Below are 21,102 nucleotides of genomic sequence, written 5' to 3' on the forward strand. Positions count from 1 at the left end.
GACAGTAGTATGAATTATGAAAGTATGAAAGTATTCCGGGACGGGAACCAGCTCGTCATCGTGTTGGAAAATGCCGGGAAGGAATTGGAAGGCATGGTCATGTCTATGATCGGTGGTAATATTCCAAAAGTAGAGCATCTCTCTCCGCCAGCGCCGATTCCGAAGGAACGCCCGGACATTGAGAATATGAAAGAAATGTCACAGGCCAAACCGGCAAAATTCATTCAGGAAAATCGTCGCAGTGGCGACATGCGAACCGTCCGGTTGGAGGAAGAGCATACGGACCGTGCCAATATGATGGCACAGCGGCCGGATCCTTACCGGATGAATTACTTTGAACTGAAGACTTTTCTGGAAGCACAGAGCGCGAACAGGAAATTACGGGAAACCGTAGCGAAAAAATATCACACGGGGAATCTCGCGTTTGTTTTCAACACCAAAGGCGAAACCGAACTGCGCGCCCTCGCAACAGCTATTTTGTAACCTTTCAGAAACCGTCCTGGTCACAGGGCGGTTTTTTGTCGTCCAGCTTTTTACTATCTTCTTCCATAATTTACACGAACCTGTGAAAGAAATTTGAGGGAGGAGTAAGACAAGTTATGAACGAAGAAAGAAAAGTAAAATATGGTTTCCTGCATTGTCATACGGATGAGTCCAATCGCGATTCCGTCATGACGGTAGAAACGCTGGTCAAACGTGCCGCGGAACTTGGTGCACCGGCGGTCGCCCTGACGGATCATGGTGTGATGACCGGGTACCTCCGCTTTGCTGAAGAGTGCGCAAAATATGACATCAATGCTATTTTTGGTGTGGAAGCTTATGTGCAGGAGGATGCAAAACCGGGAGAGGGCACAGAGGAAAAACGTATGCACCTGATCCTGATGGCCAAAGACTATGAGTACGGATTTAAAGCGCTGATCAAAGCAGTCAGCGAAAGTAATGAGCGCATGGATTCCCAGGGATTTGCGCGTATGAACAAAGACATCCTGCGTAAATACTTTGGGCCGGGCGCCCCGGGTCACGGTCATGTCATTGCAACATCCGCCTGCGTCTCCGGTGTACTGGCATCTCTTTACAGTATGAATGATGAGATTGCGAAGAAAGTCGAAAAGCTGAAGACGTCGCAGTCCGGATTGGAGACCCCGACGTCACCTGGCTATCTTCACAACCGCACCCGTCTGGACTGGATTGAAAAGACATTACAGGAAAGCGCCAAGCGAATTACTGCGTATAAAAAACAATCGGGGAAACCGACAGCAGCTCTTGAAAAAAAGATTTACGCAGCAGCAGAAGGGAGTGCCAAACGAGCAGCAGCACAGGCTGCGTATGATGAAGTCGTGGAAGCCAAAAAAGAGGCTGCAAAAAAACTTGCGCTTGAAACGAGCAAAAAAGAGGCGTTGACTGGAGAAAAAAGCCGCCTGGCACCGGTTGTGAAACAGTCGGAAAAAGAAATTGCCAAATGGCAGGCTCTCCAGGATAAGATTGATGAAGCAAACAGCCATCGAATCCCGAATGAAAAGATTGACGACTTTGTACGCAGGGAAGCAGAATGGTATCGTGAAACGTTTGGATCAGACGATTTTTATGTGGAACTGCAGTACCACGGATTCCAGACAGAAACAGAAATCATGCCGAGACTGGCAGCGCTTTCTGACGAGCTTGGCATCCCGTCCGTTCTGGCGAATGATGCTCATATTCCGACATCCTCCGGAGATGATGTCCTGGCACGATCCATTATCCGTACCACCAGATTTCTAAAAGACTGGGAAGCCCCGAGCGCGTCAGATTACGAGATGTATCTGAAAACCGATGAAGAATTGAAAGAATGGGTTGGTAAGATTATTCCAAAAGCAAAAGTGAACGAGGCATTTGAAAATATCGGGCGGATCACATCTCAGTGTCATGTTGCATTGCCGAAAGAAAAGCATTATCCATCTTTTAAAACACCGGATGGTTCCACACCGGAAGAATACCTACGTCGTATGGCCTATGAGGGGATTCCGAAAAAATACCCGAATGGGTTTCCAGATGAAAAGGAAGGCTATGAGCGTCTGGAACATGAGCTGGATGTAATCTGTTCCATGGGCTATGCAGATTATCACTGTATCGTTGAAGATTTCCTACGCTATGCAAGAGCAGCTGGGAAGCTGGATATGTCCGATCCGGAACAGGAAAAACTTGCTTTAAGTTTTGATATCGAAGCGATTGAACGCTATACAGCAAATCTGCCTGGAGAAACAGTCGGCCCAGGCCGTGGTTCCGCGGCGGGAAGCCTGGTGTGTTACCTGGTTGGAATCACCAACATCGATCCGTTAAAATACGGGCTCTTGTTTGAGAGATTCTTAAATCCGGAACGAGTAACCATGCCAGATATAGACTGCGACATCGAAACGAATATCCGTCCTTATGTTATCCGTTATGTCAAGCATAAATACGGTGAGAAATCTGTAGCCGGTATTATGACACGCGGAAAACAGACCGGTAAAGCGGCGATCCAGACAGCTGGCCGTGCATACGGTATCCAGAAAAACGGGGATTCCACGGCGTTCCTTGGCGTCGTCAATACAGTTTCAAAAAAAGCAGTGGAACTGTCCGATGACGAACTGCACATGAACCTTAAGAAAATTGAAACGGAGTTGTATCAGGCGTTTGATTCCGATAAAGTTGCTCACGAGATTATCCGTTATGCCATTCTGATTGAAGGATGCATGACGCAGATCGGACAACATGCGGCTGGCGTCATCATCACGGACGGGAAACCGGTTGAAGATTATGTTCCACTGGTCTACAACCGAAAGAATGACATCATGATGACACAGTGTGATATGACACAGGCAGAGGAGATAGGACTTCTCAAAATGGATTTCCTGGGCCTGAACAACCTGACCGTCATTACCGAGACGCTGCGCGAAATCTTTAAGACTTCCGGAAAACTGGTTGATATGGACCGTATTTCCTATGATGATCCGAATGTGTTTTCCAGAATCATCGCCCCCGGAATGACGAATTCCGTATTCCAGTTGGAGTCAAACGGTATGAAACAAATGCTGCAGCAGTTTGGTCCGGACAGTATCTTTGACCTGATTCTTCTTGTGGCCATGTTCCGTCCGGGACCTTTGCAGTTTTTACCGGATGTAATTGCGGTCAAAAACGGGAGAAAACAGGTCAGTTATCTGACGCCGGAATTGGAACCAATTTTAAAGAGCACTTACGGTTCCATAACCTATCAGGAACAGGTGCAGGAGATTTTCCGTTCCCTGGCCGGTTATTCACTTGGACAGGCGGATCTTGTACGCCGTGCCATGAGTAAGAAAAAAGATTCGGTCCTCCGTGCAGAGCGTTCATCCTTCTTAAACGGAGATCCGGAACGCAATATCGCCGGATGCGTGGCGAATAACATCTCCGTGACAGCGGCAAATGAACTGTTTGATGAGATGACGGAATTTGCCAAATATGCATTTAACAAAAGTCATGCGGCGTGCTACGCCGTGGTGGCATACCAGACGGCCTGGTTAAAATATTACTACCCGAGAGAATATATGAAGTCCGTTATGAATAATACAGATTTTGATAAACTCCCGGGTCTGATCCGCGATTTAAAGACAATGGGGATCGGTATCAAAGCACCGGATATCAATCTGTCAGAACAGGGATTTTCCCTACATGATGGAAATATTGTGTTCGGACTCGGAAGCATTAAGGGGCTCGGCAAATCGGTTGACGGAGTGGAACAGGTGCGTGCAAAAGGCGGTGCATTTAAGTCCATACAGGATTTCATCCTTCGGACGGACGCCGGAAAAACAATCCTGACCAATTTTACGGATGCCGGAGCTTTCGATTCATTCTGTACAAACAGAGCTGCCATTACGGCGATGATTCCGGAATATCTCACGGTCATGAAAAAAATCAAAGACCAGAGAAAACGTCTGGAAAAACAGTATGACCCAAAAAAAATTGCTTCGTATGAGGCAAAAATTAAGGAAAGCAAGGCTAAATTAAAAGAACTGGTTCCGGACACGGATATCTGCGAAGACGGCATGGAACGACTGAAAAAAGAACGCGACCGCCTGAGTGTATTTGTCAGTATGAATCCGATGGAACTTTATCCGGAACCGGAAAAATGTGGCGCCGTTCCGATTATTGATGCCTTAACGGCAGGAAGGAGAGAAAAATTATCAGTAACAGGCATGATCAGCGATTATCGGATCCGCTACCGTAAGGCAGACGGAGCCCCAATGTCATTCTTTACACTGGAAGACTGTTCCGGTTCAATCAATGTCTGCTGCTTCACCAAAGAATTTGCAGCTGTAGGTGAAAGCCTTGCGGATGACACGGTCGTTCGGATTACGGGAAGTATCATGGTGGAAGATGACGGTACGAAAAAATTAAAACTGGACGGGGTTTCCGAACTTCACCAGCGTACCAAAACCATTCTGATCTTTGCAAAGAAATCCATGTTTGGCGGTGAACTGCAAAATATGCTGAAACCGCACATTGCAAAAAAAGGATATCCGTGTAAGATCTATGACATGATGATGGGAGAATTCCGAAACTGTGATCTGCGGTTATCCGCCAGTGTTTTAAACAGCAAGGAATTATACAACATCTGCCAGAAGAAACCGGTGATGAGAGATTTTGGCTGATGAAATATGTCTTACGAAAAGCAGGGGAAACCCTGCTTTTTGTTATATATCCTCCATAGTGGAGTCATCTGACTCCATGTAAAAAGCTCTACCGTTTTTCGTGACATCTCCTTCCATAATTCACTTGAAAATATTTACAAGGAGCCGAGAAAAAAAGCAGTTAAGGCTCCTTTTTTCAAGAAAGGAGACAGTGTCATGGTACACAAAATGAAAAAGGAATTTATGGAACTGGAAGCGCAGGCAAGAAAAATGGAGGTATTCGTTGATTATGAGCCAGCAGCTCCGGTTGGCAGCCTCTTTGCCATGAAATGCGTGGTGAGCGATAAGAAGGGCGCACGCATTTGTCGTTTCGCGGCGGATGCTGACATCGCAACCGCGCAGGAACATGCAGGATATATGGCACTCAGTGCTTATTTTAACAAAGAAGTGGACGAGAGTTTGTATATCGTACGGACCGGAGCATCTGAAGCACAGACTCAGAATACATCAAATGTTACCCAGGGTCAGAACCAGGCAAATCAGGCTGCTGGCGGAAATAGCCGGACTCAGCAAAATGCAGGTACATCCCGTCAGAATGGACAGAATGTGCCTCCGCAGCAGGGCCGTCCTTCTGCTGTAAATCAGCAGCAGAATCGTCAGGGACAGCAGAAGCCTGGCAGCAATCCGGTAATGCCGGGAACGTACAATCAGAACCAGCCACAGTGCAATACGCCTGCGCAGAACCCTGGCAACCGTACTCCGCAGCAGAATGCAGGCACGAGTCGTCCGAATGGACAGGGTGTCCAGCAGGGGCAGGGACAGCCGCAGCAGAACCATCCGTCGGCAGGACAGCAGACTGCGCCCGGAAGTAATCCGGTAATGCCGGGAACACGCAACCAGAACCAGACACAGTCCAATGCTCCGGGTCAGGGTTCCGGTAATCGTGCTCCGCAGCAGAATGCAGACACGGCACGTTCAAGCGGACAGAATGGCCCACAGCAGAATCGTCCGGCACCGCAGCCGCAGAATAATGGCCAGCAGACTCAGAATATGGGAAAACCGGAAGACGTGCGTGTTCCGGTTGCGCTGTTCAAACATCGTGAGGAGAATCGAGTCAGTGATCTGCTGAAAATTGAAGCAGGACGTTCTATTCTGCGCAGTATCTATTCCCAGAACAAGCTGACCGATGAACTGATGGCAATACAGCCGAAGGTACGCGCATACATGGATTACTATCATATTCCGATCGCAGATGAAACATTTGTAAAAAGCGGAGAGTGCTAAAGAAAGGAGACCTGTAGATGCAGGAGGGAGCTGCCAGATCGCAGCTCCCTGTTAGAAACATGGCAAATGTATATTCTTCCATGGCCGCAGCAACGCAGTACCGTAAATTTTTAAACACGGAGCTGATGGCCATTGTTTATGACTTGGAGACAACTGGGTTAAATCCGGCAATCAATCACCCGATCCAGGTAGCGGCTAGACTTTGTGCTGTATCGCCGTATGGACTGGATGAGATTTGTTCCCAGAGCTGGTATATCAACCCTGGCTATCAGCTTCCACAGAAAATCGTGGAGCTTACCGGTATCACGGATCGTTTTCTTGCAACCCAGCCGAAAGAATCGGAAGTAATCAGAGAGATTGTCGGGTTCTTCGAAAATTATCCGGTGATCGGATACAACAATGGCAAGTTTGATGATCTGTTTATGCAGCAGATGTACCAGCGCTATGGTTATGCATGGAAACCCAAAATGTCCATGGATATTTATGCTCTGGTCAAAACACTGTTCAAACCCGGTCAGTTAAAAAACCAGAAGCTCGTGACATTGGCGGAGCACTTCCAGGTGACGGATCAGATAGAGGCATTCCATAACGCAGAATCCGATACGCTGGCAACCATTCTGGTAGCCAACAAATGTCTGGATTTATGCAAACCGGCAGAAGTGACCGGAAACGGGGCAACCTGCAAGGTCAAAAGCGTCCGTTATTACGAGCATCCGAAAAACTGGAAAGTTAAGAGGATTTATGTCGATACAGATATCACGAGATTCTACTTTGATGTCACTTCCATGACCTGGAATCCGGTATATGATGACGATCTGATCAGTCAGTACAATATGCAGGATGTTATCCGTCAGGTACTGCATATGACCGGATGTAAGGATGAAGTGGAACTTGCGTCATACAAAGGATGAAAAAAATGAAAAAATGGTTAGAACAGTTTGTAAGGAAATATATTTGGATTCCAAATGTCTGTGTCATCAATACATACGCTACTACGGAAGACGGGACAGAGCTGCACGCAAAGGCAGTCTGCGTCGTGAAAGCAAAGCGAATGTTGAAGCCGCATGAGGCAGATCATCTAAAATGGGAACTGGTCAAGAAAATCAAGCAGGAGACCGGTGCGCACCGTATGGAAGAAACGGAAAAAGATGGTTTCTGCGACCGTTTCAGACTCATGGCAGGTGTGTACGCCAGTGACATCCTGAAAGCAAACGGTTCCTGTCGTTTACACATTGTATTAAGTCCTGACTGTTAGTTAAAAGCCACCTGGAACCGGGTGGCTTTTTTTGTGAAAACACGTCATTTTACTCACCATACACCTGCAACAAAACAATCAAATAATACGATTTTTAATATCCGCAGAAATTATGCAATGAGTATGAGACAAAATAATGCTTAATTTTGGATATCCGCAGCTTTTAGCATGAGAAATTCAGATACGTATTTTTCCTCACCATAGAAAAAAATACGTCATTTCGCTCACCGTACCATAAATTCCAGATTAACAAAATAATGTATTTTTTAATATCCGCAGAAAGTCAAGATCATACTTTTGCTTCTGTGGATGGCACCAAAATGCCCATTTTCTGCACGCGTTGCATGACAAATTCCTTCGGAAAGCATCCGATTTCCGTGCATGGACCATCTTCCCGAATAGACAGTCCCAGTACCTGGGCAATCACAGCGTACTGCCAGTTTTCAAGTGGAAGTTTCACTTCACCATTTGTGCCGATGTATGATAATTCCAACTGTTTACACATCTGATCCCGCCTCCTCTTTAGAATTTGTCTCCTGATTTCTCAATGCTTTTTGTCTGGATTTGCCGGACTGTTTGGGCTTATCGGTTCCTGTATCCTGATAATAAGATAATAAAATCTGTTGTTTGAAATCACCGCCTTTGACCAAAATCTGTGGGTTTACGCACCAGGCTCCGTTCTGTATTTTTTGGATAAAATTAGCCTGCTGAAGCTTCTTCATGATCTTTGCGACGGTAGGCCTGCTGACCCCGGTATTGGTCATAATACGTTCATAAGTTCCCAGAAAAATATTAGTTGCCGGATGTGTATTCTCAATGATGTAGATGAGTACATCCAGCTGTTTACTATCCACAATGCCGAGAATGGTAAGAAAATCCATCAGATAACATTTCCAGAAATTCTTTGAACCATAAACCCTCTTGGTAATCTGATTTACGGTGATTTTTTCTCCTGTTTCAACGTCAAGCAATTCTCTGGTCCTGTTCCCAATTAAGGTCTGTGTATCCTGAATGTACTGAAAATTTGTCTTCTCCATGGTCCTGACTCCTTTGTCATTTTTTTGCAAAGGAATTATGGAAATAAAATTTACAAATTGGTTCAAAGGTCATTTTGGTCGGTTAAATAAAAATTAACTGTTATGTAAAATGTCTTTTCTATTCGGTCAGCTATAACTGACCAAACAGGCTCTTATTATTAACCGCTGGAAAGTCCGGGAACCGTTGATTTTACTGGGTTTGTCGGACTTTCGGAGAAAATTTACTCTCTTCTATATATCAATATGCCAATGAAGTTACTGGAACCACGGACTGGAACGAAGTGTCCCGGGGCTTTCGGTATCTGCCATTCTCCGACCGGGTACAAGTGAAAGACCGCTGCACCAAGGCACTTGGTTGATCCACACTGAGCACAATCATAAGAGATAGCAACGAATGTTCAGGTATACAGTCTCCTCCGGTATACAGTCTCCACTCATTTCGACTCGATTCCAACAGTTAATAAGAGTTAACCGTTATGTAAAATGTCTTTTCTATTCGGTCAGCTATAACTGACCAAACAGGCTCTTATTATTAACCGCTGGAAAGTCCGGGAACCGTTGATTTTACTGGGTTTGTCGGACTTTCGGAGAAAATTTACTCTCTTCTATATATCAATATGCCAATTAGGTTACTGGAACCACGAACTAAAACGAAGAATCCCGGAGCTTCCGGTATCTGCCATCTTACAATTTAGCGCGAGCGAACACGTTACGGTGCTCGGCAAAAGATTGTCACAATCAGGCCGGGAGTCAACCTGCCAATACGATCGGTTATATTGCCATGCAGACTGGACTGGCTAACAGATGGTTTGGTTATCTCAAAACAACCATATTTTGATTCACTTCGGGTTTCATAAGCAGTCGTTCAAAAATCGTTATCCGCAAAGAAATGTACATTTCGTCAACATGCGACATACTGCCAATGGCAAGTGGGAAGAAACACCATCTAATTTCCAATAACCGGGTATCTTCCACCATAATTTTATCGAAACTACACGAAAGGAATAGAGTGAGCATGATGAATCACAAAGATGAATTGCTGAATTTCGTACGGAACACAAACCTGCTGTTCCATTTCGGAATCCTCAGCACACAGGAAAAGAACCTGTTGGTTCAAGATGCAAGAACCGGATTTCTTTCTAAAACCACAGCTTCCATGCTTCAAGAAAAAATGCGCTCGGATCCCGAGAATAGCTTTCTTCTGGAGGTTATGGATTTTTTTGGAAAGGAGAATGAGACATGTTGAAGGCTGATTTTTTACAGGATGCGTTCCACATGAGCGGAAACAACGAAGAGGCGTTTGAGGAATTGCTGCAAGAGATTGACGCGCACACTTGCTACCATCCGGTCGCAATGAAGAACCTGGTTGTTTTCAGCCGGGTAGAAGAAGCGTATCAGAAAAATGCCCCGGACGAATGCACGGTATACGCATTCTGGCCCGGAAACCCATGGGTCAAAGGCCCTGGATCGAAAGCGCCGGTCATTCGCTTTGAAACGGTCAAGGTCCTGCCGAATGTGACCAGTAACAAGGAGTACGATGCCAAACTGTATGCCGAAATGATTTCATCGAATTCGATGATGTTGTCTGTGATGGTAAATGGGAAGGGCAGTGTTTATCACGTTTCAACACTTGCAATCCCGACGCTTGCCCAGCGGCTTGGTGTAACTACTGCGGCGATTGGTACACGTTCGTTCGCTTCGGACTGTCTGATTGCAGAACAGCTGAATCAGGACAAAGAAGTCAAACTTGTCGTGAAGAACTATCGCCGAACCGGTAAAATCTGTGCGGTTATGAGTCCAAAGTATGCAGAAATTCCATTGCATGACATCTGTACGATCTATCGCGATCTGTTTGGCGAAAACCCGAACATCACAAAAATTTCGGATACGACCACTTTACCGTCGGACCGTAAAAATGTGACTTGTGACGGATGGGATGTGACGCATGAACGTGTACGCATCAATTTTGCCTTCCATGGATATGCGGAAGACATCAACGCCATGTACAACATCAAGGATAAACTGATCCCATGTCTGGAATTGGTAACCTCCGATATCGGGGAAAATGCCTTTGAGGCAACCGGATACTGGAAAACGCCAAACGGTGCCAAAATCTACGGTTCATCCTTTAAACGCGAGCACAGGGGGACCGTAACTTGCAAGGCTGCTACTGGAGCCGCAAAGGGAAAACACGATACAATTCGTGATATCATCCGTCAGGGAGTGGAAGAGAATATTTTTGATAAATACACGAAGCTGCCGGAGCGGCTGTTGGAACTGCTTCAGATCGACATTACACCGCAGGATCTGGATCTTACCAAAGCACGCGGCCGCGGACGCAATGCAAAAGCAGTGGTTGCTGCTTTTCAGTACGTTTTCCGCGAACTACATCTTTCACAGATCCTTTCCGCTAAACGGATCCGGAGTATTTTTGAAAATTGCATCGAACACGGACAGATTGATGAATCCATGCGCTATACGGCGTATGATATTGCCATGAAAACGTTTGAGCTGGAGCTGTCTCTGAAACCGTGGCTGGAGAAAGAGGGTGTTTGCAAAGAAACAATCCGTAAATTCAGCGAAGCAGTCGGAAAAGCTGCCTATGTGAATTTTGAGAAGCTGGCAGATGGAAAAACGGGCAATACCGTATCAGAGGCATTTATCGTACCTCAGACCATGGAAAACTGAGCAGGACGCAGGAAGGAGGACAGCGCCCGCACGGAAGTATCAGTCGCGCGGGTGCTGGATCGAAATATATGAGGGGTATTTTTATGCGGAAAAACGACAGCGATTTTTATATGCTTGTCGGACGCGTGGAAGAAGTTACGGATGAGGGGAACCGTTACGTAGTTAAGGTTTCCTACGAGATTTTTAACCGTGTTCGCAGGCAGGAAGAAACCGTTATGACAACGGTGTATTTCCAAGATCAGCAGTCGCGTATGGACGATAAAAAACCAATCCCGTGGGTTCAGATTGCACGTGGGAAAAACATACGTCCGGGACGGACAGTTGCCATGATCGTTTACTTTACAGGCAATGATTTCGCGGAAGCATACGGATACGGGATTTATTACAGTGGAGTCGTGGGACTCGGGGCAGAACGCAGCGAAGATGTCAAATACAGTATTGGCGGAACCGTCAACTGGATGGAAGATAAAATTGACAATGCGGGCACACCTTATCTATCCATGAATGTATTTTTTGGATACGATCGCTATGGCAATGCCGCATCAGCGATTGTCCAGGTGCGCGACCCGGTTCTGATGGAAACATGCAAGCGTATGCTTGCACCGCAGGAAAACCTTCGTTGGAATGCCTGGTTCAAATGCGGAAAACCCTATCGGTTCGAAGGCCGCAACAGAAGAATTTATGACATTTATACGGCAACCGATATGACACGGACAAATTATTTTACAAGGGAGGCGCCACATGAAAATCAAACGGATCAGAACCCAGAATTACAGGGGCAAGAACTTTGATTTGGAACCGGCAAAGATTAATTTATTCTTTGCCAAGAATGGAACAGGAAAAACAAGTCTTTGCGATGCAGTACGTTACGGCATTACGGGGCTTGTCCCGCCGGATAATCTGCACAGCGGGGCGGTACAGATCATCTTCGATAACGGAATGTCCATCCAGCGCGCACGGGGAAAAGCTACCGTGTGCGGGATGAATGGAAAGAAGGTTACGGAAACTGCCATGAATGAAGCAATCGCAGACATGATCGGCATTCCAATACAGAAAGGTAAAAGAGCAGATGTACTACGCGATGTAAAAATTGCGTGCAGTTCAGACGTGCTTTTACAGCTTTCACCGGCCGATTTTTCTAAACTGCTGATGCAGTATATTCCGGAAACACTGGATGTAGATCGCATCTTGGCTTATTTTGACGGGCAGCCGAAGGAAGTGCTGGATGAATGTAGAAAAGCGTTTCCGCCAATGCCGGAAAAGTTCGGCATGAAGAAAGTACAGGAAGTGTATATGCACTATTTTGAAGATCGAAAAACGGTCAACGCACTTTTGAAGGAAAAGGACGCTGCAGCAAAGAATTTGACACCGACAGAGCCGAAACGTACTGTGGAAGTAATCAGTGAAGAACTGACTAATCTGATCGCTTTTGAAAGAACCAGAATGGATTCCATTAAGCGGCAGGCAGAGTATGCTTCCGCAAAGCGGAAGAGAGAGATTCAGGAAGCGGAAATCCGTAGGCTGAAAGATCGTATAAGTACTGCACCGGCGAAACCGGATGATGCAACAGGCGAAAGACTGGAGCATGAAAGGGAGACCCTGGAAGGTCAGATCGTAAACAAAACGGCACAGGCAAACGGCATCCAGACAAACATCGCATTTTTTGAAAAAGCGCTGGCCTCCTTAGATCTTCCGGTATGCCCAATTTCAAAAAAACTGGTATGCACCACGGACAAAACACAGATCCGTACGGAAACGGAGGCAATGCTTACGCAGAATAAGGAGCTGCTGGCTGATGTCAGAAAAGAAATTGAGGATGCAAAGGCCCGCAAAGAAGCGTGTATCCGTTCCAAAAAAGATTATGATGCAGCGAAAAGTGCCTATGCAGAATATGCCAAGCTACAGGCGGAACTGGCTGCATATGAAAAGAACCTGGTGACGCTGCCGGATAAGCCAGAAAGCGAAACGGTGAATCCTGAAGAACTTGCGAAGAAAAAGCGCGAACTGGAAGCCGAGAAGAAGAATGCGGAAGATTACGCTTATAAACAGACTCTTCTCAAAGAAGCCGAAACTCAGAAGGCGCGGTACGCAGTAGAAACAGGCATGATCCGTGCATTGGAAGATAAAGGACCGGTCAGAACGAAGATCATCGAGTTTTATCTCCAGCAGTTTGAAGGTGTATGCAATGCAAGGGCGGCACAGTTTGCTCCGGGTTATATTTTTAAATTCCATCCGGATAACGGCGTAAAGATCTTTGTCAAGACACCAACCATGCAGAAACGTTACTATCCGCTTGCGTCCTGTTCCAATGGCGAAAAGGTACTGGCATCCTTCATTTTAACGGATATGGTCAACCAGTTGACCGGTTCCAGACTGATGTTTGTCGATAATCTGGAGGCCATGGATCTGGAACACATGCAGGGATTAAGGAAACTGCTTGAAACGCCGGAATTCACTGCAGAATATGACCATATTTTTCTTTGTGGAGTCAACCATCTGGATGTGATCAAAACATTCATGGGGATGAAGAACGCGAAGTTTATTAAATTGCAGGAGATTGATTCGGATGCAAAAAACAGCGCGAATCCATCATAATATCATGCTTGCGGCTACGTGCCGCTGAACACAAATCCCGGTTATCATCCAAAGCCGGGATTTTGTTTTGTGGAAGGAGAACATTATGAGAGAAGGCACGGAGTGCTTACGGACTATATTGTCACAAGATCCATTCATCGAGGCAAGAACAACAGCCCGGGAGTCTTTGGCTATCAAGCGGTTTAGTGACCTCTGCAATACTTTTGGCGACCACGATGAAGAGATCGCGAATGCTATTTTGGTAGATGAGAAAAACAAAAAGCATTTTCTTATGCTGGCCGCCGGATGCATGGCATCTCTTGGCTATGCAGGAGAATGCGAGAAACGCATGCAAAGAGAGCACTGGGATTTACGGAATAAGGCTGCCACCGAGTATTGCTTGAAACACCTGGAAACATTAATTGTCTGCTTATGCGCGGAAAGTCTTCCCGCTTGCGAATTGCCATGGAAATCCAGGCGTTCGAACAGGAACACCCGACTCTGCAGCAGAAAATGGTCGGGATGTTTTTACGTATGATCGCCCGGAATCATATGTATTCAAGAATTACGGGAACAGGTTTCCCATTTATTTAATGACTCATGTGCAGACTCCCGAATTTCGGGAGTCTTTTTTTTTGCAGTAGGCACATGGTCCCACGTTGTAGAGTTTTTCTTTTTGCGACATTTCATGCATCTCCGACCATAATTGTGGCGCAGCAGAAAACAAAAGTACGCACAATACAATCAGGCATATCACAAATGGGACGGCTATACCGTCCGGAAAGGAGAGTCTGCCGGCGATACATACGGCAGCACACATTATGGGTAATATTGTAAACGAAGCAATTTTCCGTGGAAGAATCGCAAGCATGCGTGGAACAGAGGGCGGTGGCACTATCGTTTTAGCCTGCCCGGTCATCACAACCACAAGAAAAGGTGGTCAGTTGGAAAATGGAGTAAGAACCAATTTTCCGGCATTATCATTTAACAAGCATACAATTACGGAAGACATCATGAAAAACTTTAAAGTTGGAAACCATGTTGTTGTAAAGGGATATGTACAGTCCTACCTGCGCATGGATGAACGTACTGGAGAAGTAAAGGAAATGATGGAAGTATACATTCGGGAAATGCTGCATGATAACAGTAAAATGGCAAATGCTTTCGGTGTTGAGGGCAGAAATTATCCGGAATGTCAGAATGAAGTATACATTTCAGCTCCACTGATTGGCATCGCCAAACGCACGGAGTCCATTCTTTCACTGCGCCTGGATCTGTCTGGGGAAAGAAAGAACATGGTAAATGCAACTTTTTTCCGCGCACCCGCAGGAGTAGCTGATGGCCTGTCAATCGGCAGTCAGATTAGCCTTCTGGCAATGGTTCAGACGATTGACACAAAATCCGGAAAAAAGGCACCGAACTATCAGGATCTGGTAGTTTTGGATCTTGCCCCTGCTGGCACCGTACAGGAGTAAGTAGCCGAAAATACCGCAAGATTCATTTCAGTACAACCCCGCCAGTGATATTCCGGCGGGGTACTTTTTTGGAAGCTACCATTTCAAAACTCGTTTGTTTTCTTATCCGCAGAAACGATAGGAGAGTGAAACAATTCCATAATTGTATCGCAAATAGTAATTCACCATGCTGATGGCAAATCAGCGAATATTGCATATCCGCAAAATACAGAAAGTCTCAATATTTTGCGTAAGCAGATATAATGGAACCAGAAAAAGCCAGAAAGGAGAGCGGATGCACGATGACATCCGCAGAAGACACCATGACAAATACAATGGACTACCGGACCAAAAGCATTGCGCACGAAGTAAAAAATGTTTCTGTTGAAAACGCATGGCCAATCGCCATGGATATCGGTTATTCTTCCGTTAAATGTTTTTCTCCGATTATGATCTGCGCATTCCCGTTTTATGCAAAAAACCTCGGGAAGAACCCGCAGCTGTTCGGGGAACAGGAACCGTATGAAATTCTGTACCGTGACGGGGAAACCGGAGAGGTATGGAGGGTTGGACGTAGTGCTCAGCAGATGGTGAACAGCAAAGACACCAATGATTCCCAGTTGGAATTATTTGCCCGCGACCGCTATGATTCCCCAATCTTCCAGATTGCGGCAAGGGTTGGCATGGCTATGTGCATGTTAAAGAATCAGGCAGGTGAATATAACGGTCGCAGTATCATGCTCCAGACAGGACTGCCGCCGGCTTATCTGACTGAGGATTCACCAAGAATCGTTAGTGCGCTGGCAGGACATCATAAATTTTCCATGAAACTGTGGAACAACAGAAATTATGTAAGCTTTGATTTCACTGTATATGAAAAGAACATCCATATCATGAGTCAGCCAATGGGGACGCTTCGGAGTATTTCCACGGACGACAATGCCAAAGCACTGATGAACGCAAAAAAATATTATACATCCAACATTTTAATCTTTGATGCCGGATTCGGTACGCTGGATCTTTATGACATCGTAAACCGTAAGGCAAATTCCAAGGAAACATTTGCGCAGTTCGGAATGCGGGCGATTCTGGAAGAAACCGGCAAACGGATCCAGGAACGTTCCGGTGTCGCAATCCGCTCCGCCGCCATGCAGAATGCACTTGAAAGAGGAGCGTTTACCATTACGGAACGAAAAGGAGTGAAGATTTCCACGAAAACGGAAGGATTCGCAGACCTCCTGGAAGCGGCTACGAAAGAAATCTGCGAACAGGCTGTGGAAAAAGTAATCAACATGTATAATGCCCTGGATGAATACGATTACCTGATTCTGACTGGTGGTACAAGTGCCGTGTGGGAACCGTACATCAGGGAATATTTCCAGGCAATTGAACGTCTGACAGTGGTTATGGGCAATGAAAACTGTCCGGATCTGGATATCATTTTCTGTAATGTGCGTGGATATTACATGTATCTGATTGAGTGGCTTCGCCGCAAATCCATACAAAAATAAGGACAGAAAGGGGGATAAGGAACATCACAATGGGGGAAATATAATGATTGTTACCCCGTTGTGGCGTTCTGTCAGCCATGAAGATCACAATCCGAATTTACAGAACACATGATTTTGACTTGATGTCACTATATCAGGCTGGAAATATCCCGCTTGCTCAGGTGATGAAACAGGCAATCATTGCATATTATTGTGGGGAGCATTTCCGTTTTACGGTAGAGCGCGAATCAATCCCGGATTTGAAAACTATGCCGCTTGTTGTCAACCTGCTTTTATCAATTTCTGATTATGACGCACCCGGCATCGAACATTGGATTGCTGGATTACAGAAGGGATATAGAAACAGCTGCTTCAAATCCATTTTCCGACATTATCTGGATGACCCGTGTATGGCATTTTACCGGGAAGACGGCTGCATTACCAGACCGATCGAGATGGCTGAAAAACCGGTTCCATTTCCAAAATCGTCTCGAAAAAAAAGAGAAAAGCAGGAACATACCACACAGGAATGGCTGGATGCCGTGGCAGATGGCTCCATCGATCGGAAACAGAAGGGAAAGAAGCCGCGAGATCTGGACGAAATTTTTGAAAAAACACAATCGATAAATGAACAGACAGCAGGGGAAGCGGAAGAGCAGACGGCAGGACAGCCTCTGCCAGTTCTGTCACAAAAAGCCTTAGAGCCAACTGCACAATTCATATCGGGACATGTGCAGGAGACAGATAAGGATATCGTCAATGCAAATGCAGATGGCGAGGACGAGGATGTGGATTTCGATGATTTTGAGGCATTTGAATCAATCATGGGTTAACAAAGTGAGTGACAGATAGGAGAATCATTATGTATGATAAAAGAGATGAATTCAAACAGCTTAATGACACAATTTTAAAAGATGTTCGTCGAGCATTTAACCGCGCCGGGATCCCATTCCTTTGGATCACTCCGGTATATGACGACGGCAAAGGCACCAAATACCGTGTTGCTATGGATACAAATAAAGAAATTAAGGAAAATATCCAGTATGCCTGTGACGCCCTGACCCCGGGAAGTATGGGAATGGATCTGAAGGATGATTTGATTCGTGACATCATTAAAGTGATGAATGGATACAAAGTTGTTACGGATTACAATCCAATCGTATTGAATGAGGGAGAACTGACAAATGCCGCTTCAGCATTAGCAAAAACAGGACTTCCGTCATCCATGAAGGACGACGGGGAGGGCGGATTTTATCTCGACGTGGAAGATGATGCGGCAGAGAGCGAAACAGACAGCAATGTGGCGTCCGCAGGCGAAACTATGTTAGAACAGGTACCGGTTGCGCTGCATCGTGTGATTGAACCTGTAGATCAGAATGGCGATAATCAGATCCACGTGGAGCGCAGCACATTTCTGCCGTACATTCCATCAGATTTCGATGATGAGGATGATAAGGAAAAGACAGAAGATAACACTGACAACAAAGAAAGTAAGTAAGGAAATGAGCCCGTCTGATTGCAGACGGGCTTTCTAATTGCCAATATATTAGCATTTGCGAAAAAGTATATATCTCCATCCATAATTTACCCGTACAAAAGAAATGTAGCGAATACGTTTCTGAAACAAGGAAAGGAGATATGTTATGCGCAAAAAAGTAAAAAAAGCGGTTTCCGGCCTGCTGGCTGGTGCCGTATGCCTGTCCGCTGTGTACTCCGGCCATGCCGTCTACGCGGAGGGGAATGAGTTCATTACTTCACCCACAAGCGACCAGACAGGCGTTATCATCACCGGCATCACGGATGCCGCTGTCCATGACGGTACGGTAACCATTCCGGATGAACTGAATGGAACGCCAGTAAAGTCGCTTGGCGACAAAAATGTGAACCACTCGTTTCTAAACGGGAAAGACGTGGAGACGCTGACACTCGGGAAAAATGTTACCGGAATGACCCTGTATGCTCTGTATGATACACCGGGATTAAAGAAGATTGAACTGGCTGAAGGCTCCCCGTTTACAACGAACGGGGATGGTGTGGCATTACTTGCCGGCGGCGGCTCCACCCTGATTAAACTTTGTCCGGAAGCTGTGGATGATTATACCGTTCCAAATAGTGTCAAGAGTATCTGGAACATGGATCACATGAATCTGGACAGCCTGGATCTGGGAAACACCACAGAGTTAAGAAAACTGGCTCTGGCGGGTACGGAAGTTGGAACGTTGACTGTGCGGGATCCGAAATCTTCAAGCGGAGCCGGTACGGAAATCCTGTATGGCACAACAGTGCATGCATTCAATGCGGATAACAGCACCGTATATGAAACAGACGGAAAGGCGTTGTGGACCAAGGATGATAAGGAGCTGGTCAAAGTTGCCGCAGGCACAGATTTTGATGAAACATACTTTGAACAGTTTTCCGATGTATCTCCATATGCGTTTAACTCTGTACCGGAATACTTAAAGATCGCCGGAAGCCTTCCGGAAAGCGTCACTAAGAATAAGGTGTTCAGCTTCTATTCACAGAATGATGCCGTTTTCGTGGTAAACGGAGAAGTAGGATTCTGCTACAACCATGATAAGGCAGTGCCGGACAGTGTCGGGGGCGTCACAGATTATTCCAAAGATGTTGATGCCACAAAGTATGATCAGATCCGCGCACTGATGTATGCCGGTGTTCCGGTGGACGGTACTGGACTGTTCGAAAAAACATTCGGTGTCAGCTATGAGGATGCCGTTTCCAGTCAGGAAGTAATGGAACATGGTGACGCGGCGCTGAATACGGTATCCGCACTTGTGTACCATATCATTGACAAAACAGAACCGGAAACCATCCGCGGAACCGGATATGGACCGTTTGATGCGGATAAGGTTGCACAGTACCGCAGCCAGCTGTTAAAGGCTGTGGAACATTACAAGGACTACAACTTTGAACCGGATTTTTCTGTTGATGGAAATACCGTCACATTCCACAGAAACGGCAATGGCTATGAAAGTGATCCATTTACTGTGCATACTGTAAATGCGTCCGGCGAGGTCGCTGACCAGTATGTTTATACCATCAATGTGACATCTGACAAGATTTCCTGCAAGGACGGTGGCAATACATTCCGTACCGGCGAGGAAGTCGTTCTGGTTGCCGATGAGAAACCAGAGCAGATCACATTCAGTTATAATGAACCGTCATTAAAATACTACAAGAAGACAAATAATAATGTGCAGGATGTACTTGCGTCCGCAGTACGTGAGAAAGACGCAGCGCTGCAGGTTGATGTTGTGGTTGAAGATCTCCTGATTTCCAAACAGGATGCGGCCACAAACAAGGAACTCCCGGGAGCATCCCTGAAACTTACAAAAGACGGGAAAACTGTGGATGAGTGGGTTTCAACCAATACTCCGCATAAGATCAACAATCCAGAAGATGGAACCTATGAACTGACGGAGATTACAGCACCGGATGGATACGAGGTTGCGGAAAAGATCATCTTTACCGTCAAGAACGGTACCGTGGAAGGCGGCAAAATTACCATGTATGATCAGCCGCTCAGCAAAGGGATTAAAATTTCCAAACAGGATGTTACCACCGGGAAAGAGCTTCCGGGAGCAACGCTGACCATTACAAAGGATGGTGAAGTAGTGGAAACCTGGCAGTCTTCCGATACCCCGCGCGAGTTTACCCTGCCAGATGGAGAATACACTCTGACAGAAGTGACCGCTCCGGATGGATATGAGGTAGCTGAGAAAATTACTTTTGCGATTAAGGATGGCAAACTTGCCGACGGCAGCGACAAAGTAGTGATGTATGATCAGCCGACCGGAGGCAGTGTGAAGATTTCCAAGGTCAGCGCAACAACCGGAGAAGAACTCCCGGGTGCAACCTTAGTCCTGAAAGACGCAAAGGGCGATGTGGTTGATGAATGGGTATCTGGTGATACCGTTCATGTGATTACCGGAATTGCTGATGGCATGTATACCCTGACAGAAAAACGAGCGCCGAAAGGATATGAGGTAGCAGAATCCATTGAGTTTGAGGTAAAAAACGGTGAAGCTGTGGGCGGCACCGTGGTCATGGAAGATAGGGAAAGCGAAGCAACCCCTTCCGAACCGGAAAAACCGGATAAGCCGGAGAAACCAGCAACCCCTTCCGAACCAGAGAAACCTTCTACACCTGACACACCAACAACACCAGATACTCCGTCAAAACCTTCCGGCGGACACAGCCACAGCAGTGGAGGAGGCGGCGGACACAGTCCACGATCCGTAACGACTGACTGGTATATTGATATTTCCAAGCAGGACATCACTTCAAAAACAGAACTTCCGGGTGCACAGCTTACTATTACAAAAAATGGTACTGTTGTGGAATCCTGGGTATCAACCACTGAGCCGCATAAGATCAAAAATCTGACGGATGGAGAGTATATACTTACGGAAATCACGGCACCGGATGGATACGAAGTAGCGGAAAGCATTCCGTTTACTATCGTAAATAAAGTGCTGAAAGATGGCAGTAAAACGGTAGTCATGTATGATGCTCCGAAACCGGCTCCTGCGCCTGTTCCAACAGATACACCATTGCCAAAGACCGGCGGCACCGCTGCGGCAGCTGTATTTACCGCAGCATCCATACTGTGCATGATTCTTTTCTATAAGAGAAAACGCATGGCTCTGTAATATTGTAACTGGTGATTGGCCCCGTCCT

General features: G+C 46.2%; 16 protein-coding genes. 14 read left to right on the forward strand and 2 right to left on the reverse strand.

The window, feature by feature from the left end; translation table 11 throughout:
* Positions 1-9: 9 nt before the first annotated feature.
* The 5 genes from GPK83_RS05190 to GPK83_RS05210 all read left to right on the forward strand — a co-directional run bounded on the left by GPK83_RS05190 (position 10) and on the right by GPK83_RS05210 (position 7,161).
* Positions 10-483, forward strand: a complete 474-nt coding sequence (locus GPK83_RS05190; protein WP_215630799.1) for a hypothetical protein — start codon at positions 10-12, stop codon at positions 481-483.
* 116 nt (positions 484-599) lie between these two features.
* Complete coding sequence (gene dnaE / locus GPK83_RS05195; protein ID WP_215704176.1) at positions 600-4,643, forward strand: DNA polymerase III subunit alpha; 4,044 nt, start codon at positions 600-602, stop codon at positions 4,641-4,643.
* Between the two features lie 195 nt (positions 4,644-4,838).
* Positions 4,839-5,906, forward strand: coding sequence for a hypothetical protein (locus GPK83_RS05200; RefSeq protein WP_215704177.1), 1,068 nt, complete (start codon positions 4,839-4,841; stop codon positions 5,904-5,906).
* Between the two features lie 59 nt (positions 5,907-5,965).
* Positions 5,966-6,817 (forward strand): 3'-5' exonuclease, encoded by an 852-nt coding sequence (locus GPK83_RS05205; RefSeq protein WP_215704178.1) that lies wholly within the window; start codon positions 5,966-5,968, stop codon positions 6,815-6,817.
* Positions 6,818-6,822: 5 nt separating this feature from the next.
* Positions 6,823-7,161, forward strand: a complete 339-nt coding sequence (locus GPK83_RS05210; RefSeq protein ID WP_215630803.1) for a hypothetical protein — start codon at positions 6,823-6,825, stop codon at positions 7,159-7,161.
* Positions 7,162-7,450: 289 nt separating this feature from the next.
* Here the strand turns inward: GPK83_RS05210 and GPK83_RS05215 are convergent, their stop codons facing one another.
* A complete protein-coding gene (locus tag GPK83_RS05215) occupies positions 7,451-7,666 on the reverse strand; it encodes a hypothetical protein (RefSeq protein WP_215630804.1) in 216 nt (71 codons plus the stop codon).
* Entirely contained in the window at positions 7,659-8,198 is a 540-nt protein-coding gene (locus GPK83_RS05220; protein ID WP_215630805.1) for a replication/maintenance protein RepL, read from the reverse strand. The genes GPK83_RS05215 and GPK83_RS05220 overlap by 8 nt, the downstream gene beginning before the upstream one ends.
* 1,239 nt (positions 8,199-9,437) lie before the next feature.
* Here GPK83_RS05220 and GPK83_RS05225 point away from each other — a divergent pair.
* The 9 genes from GPK83_RS05225 to GPK83_RS05265 all read left to right on the forward strand — a co-directional run bounded on the left by GPK83_RS05225 (position 9,438) and on the right by GPK83_RS05265 (position 21,074).
* The gene (locus tag GPK83_RS05225) at positions 9,438-10,886 is read left to right on the forward strand and encodes a hypothetical protein (protein WP_215704179.1); all 1,449 of its coding nucleotides are present in this window, start codon (positions 9,438-9,440) and stop codon (positions 10,884-10,886) included.
* Positions 10,887-11,101: 215 nt separating this feature from the next.
* Complete coding sequence (locus GPK83_RS05230; protein WP_215704180.1) at positions 11,102-11,677, forward strand: hypothetical protein; 576 nt, start codon at positions 11,102-11,104, stop codon at positions 11,675-11,677.
* Complete coding sequence (locus tag GPK83_RS05235; RefSeq protein ID WP_215630808.1) at positions 11,628-13,481, forward strand: ATP-binding protein; 1,854 nt, start codon at positions 11,628-11,630, stop codon at positions 13,479-13,481. Before GPK83_RS05230 ends, GPK83_RS05235 begins: the two co-directional genes overlap by 50 nt.
* An 85-nt stretch (positions 13,482-13,566) precedes the next feature.
* Positions 13,567-13,998, forward strand: a complete 432-nt coding sequence (locus GPK83_RS05240) for a hypothetical protein (RefSeq protein ID WP_215630809.1) — start codon at positions 13,567-13,569, stop codon at positions 13,996-13,998.
* Positions 13,999-14,281: 283 nt separating this feature from the next.
* Positions 14,282-14,935 (forward strand): hypothetical protein, encoded by a 654-nt coding sequence (locus GPK83_RS05245; protein WP_215630810.1) that lies wholly within the window; start codon positions 14,282-14,284, stop codon positions 14,933-14,935.
* 242 nt (positions 14,936-15,177) lie between these two features.
* A complete protein-coding gene (locus GPK83_RS05250) occupies positions 15,178-16,425 on the forward strand; it encodes a ParM/StbA family protein (RefSeq protein WP_215630811.1) in 1,248 nt (415 codons plus the stop codon).
* Between the two features lie 77 nt (positions 16,426-16,502).
* Positions 16,503-17,237, forward strand: coding sequence for a hypothetical protein (locus GPK83_RS05255; RefSeq protein ID WP_215704181.1), 735 nt, complete (start codon positions 16,503-16,505; stop codon positions 17,235-17,237).
* Between the two features lie 29 nt (positions 17,238-17,266).
* Positions 17,267-17,902, forward strand: a complete 636-nt coding sequence (locus tag GPK83_RS05260; RefSeq protein WP_215704182.1) for a hypothetical protein — start codon at positions 17,267-17,269, stop codon at positions 17,900-17,902.
* A gap of 145 nt (positions 17,903-18,047) precedes the next feature.
* Positions 18,048-21,074: a prealbumin-like fold domain-containing protein gene (locus GPK83_RS05265; RefSeq protein WP_215704183.1), complete on the forward strand. Its 3,027-nt coding sequence runs from the start codon at positions 18,048-18,050 to the stop codon at positions 21,072-21,074.
* The last annotated feature ends 28 nt before the right edge of the window (positions 21,075-21,102 follow it).

Origin of the sequence: Clostridium sp. MCC328 (genome assembly GCF_018785465.1) — a bacterium.
GTDB classification, from domain to species: Bacteria; Bacillota; Clostridia; order Lachnospirales; family Lachnospiraceae; genus Pilosibacter; species Pilosibacter fragilis.

What these genes read in the sequence shown, in the direction of transcription:
- GPK83_RS05190 (WP_215630799.1), top strand. Translation starts at nt 10, where the DNA reads ATGAATTATGAAAGTATGAAAGTATTCCGGGACGGGAACCAGCTCGTC.
- dnaE (WP_215704176.1), top strand. Translation starts at nt 600, where the DNA reads ATGAACGAAGAAAGAAAAGTAAAATATGGTTTCCTGCATTGTCATACG.
- GPK83_RS05200 (WP_215704177.1), top strand. Translation starts at nt 4,839, where the DNA reads ATGGTACACAAAATGAAAAAGGAATTTATGGAACTGGAAGCGCAGGCA.
- GPK83_RS05205 (WP_215704178.1), top strand. Translation starts at nt 5,966, where the DNA reads ATGGCAAATGTATATTCTTCCATGGCCGCAGCAACGCAGTACCGTAAA.
- GPK83_RS05210 (WP_215630803.1), top strand. Translation starts at nt 6,823, where the DNA reads ATGAAAAAATGGTTAGAACAGTTTGTAAGGAAATATATTTGGATTCCA.
- GPK83_RS05215 (WP_215630804.1), bottom strand. Translation starts at nt 7,666, where the DNA reads ATGTGTAAACAGTTGGAATTATCATACATCGGCACAAATGGTGAAGTG.
- GPK83_RS05220 (WP_215630805.1), bottom strand. Translation starts at nt 8,198, where the DNA reads ATGGAGAAGACAAATTTTCAGTACATTCAGGATACACAGACCTTAATT.
- GPK83_RS05225 (WP_215704179.1), top strand. Translation starts at nt 9,438, where the DNA reads ATGTTGAAGGCTGATTTTTTACAGGATGCGTTCCACATGAGCGGAAAC.
- GPK83_RS05230 (WP_215704180.1), top strand. Translation starts at nt 11,102, where the DNA reads ATGACAACGGTGTATTTCCAAGATCAGCAGTCGCGTATGGACGATAAA.
- GPK83_RS05235 (WP_215630808.1), top strand. Translation starts at nt 11,628, where the DNA reads ATGAAAATCAAACGGATCAGAACCCAGAATTACAGGGGCAAGAACTTT.
- GPK83_RS05240 (WP_215630809.1), top strand. Translation starts at nt 13,567, where the DNA reads ATGAGAGAAGGCACGGAGTGCTTACGGACTATATTGTCACAAGATCCA.
- GPK83_RS05245 (WP_215630810.1), top strand. Translation starts at nt 14,282, where the DNA reads ATGGGTAATATTGTAAACGAAGCAATTTTCCGTGGAAGAATCGCAAGC.
- GPK83_RS05250 (WP_215630811.1), top strand. Translation starts at nt 15,178, where the DNA reads ATGGAACCAGAAAAAGCCAGAAAGGAGAGCGGATGCACGATGACATCC.
- GPK83_RS05255 (WP_215704181.1), top strand. Translation starts at nt 16,503, where the DNA reads ATGAAGATCACAATCCGAATTTACAGAACACATGATTTTGACTTGATG.
- GPK83_RS05260 (WP_215704182.1), top strand. Translation starts at nt 17,267, where the DNA reads ATGTATGATAAAAGAGATGAATTCAAACAGCTTAATGACACAATTTTA.
- GPK83_RS05265 (WP_215704183.1), top strand. Translation starts at nt 18,048, where the DNA reads ATGCGCAAAAAAGTAAAAAAAGCGGTTTCCGGCCTGCTGGCTGGTGCC.